The sequence below is a fragment of the Cupriavidus gilardii genome (genome assembly GCF_008801915.1).
In the GTDB taxonomy this organism is placed as follows: domain Bacteria; phylum Pseudomonadota; class Gammaproteobacteria; order Burkholderiales; family Burkholderiaceae; genus Cupriavidus; species Cupriavidus gilardii.
On record NZ_VZOV01000101.1, the window covers coordinates 1 to 446 of the forward strand.

The window sequence follows — 446 nt, forward strand, 5'->3', positions numbered from 1 at the left end:
AACTCGCCCGCCGTTTTGACCGATCTATGGGCTTTTTCTGGAATGCCACACATCAGCAAATTTATCGTGAACTCAATAACATGCTTAAAAAAGGCTGGGTTTCCACTTTAGAAAATGAGATGGATAGTGGCCGAAAAAAAACTTATCAAGTCGAACAGCTTGGCCGTATTGAACTCGCTTCATGGATGACGCAGCAAAGCGAACCGGCACAGCTTAGAGATGACCTAATGGTAAGATTGCGCGCTGAGGCGCAATTGGGCAATAATCAAATATTACCCGAACTGTTACGACATCTTGGTCTACACCAAGAAAAGCTTAAGCTTTACCAAACTATTTACGATAAAGATTTTAAAGATAGCGATGATTTGAATAATCGAGTGTTATATATTCATAAAATGATCTTAGAACTCGGCATTACTATGGAAACTGAGTGGATCAAATGGTTG

The 446-nt window shown here is 40.1% G+C and carries 1 protein-coding gene; it reads left to right on the top strand.

The window, feature by feature from the left end:
• On the top strand, positions 1-446 hold a 446-nt coding region (locus F7Q96_RS26645; RefSeq protein WP_151023673.1), incomplete at both ends, for a PadR family transcriptional regulator.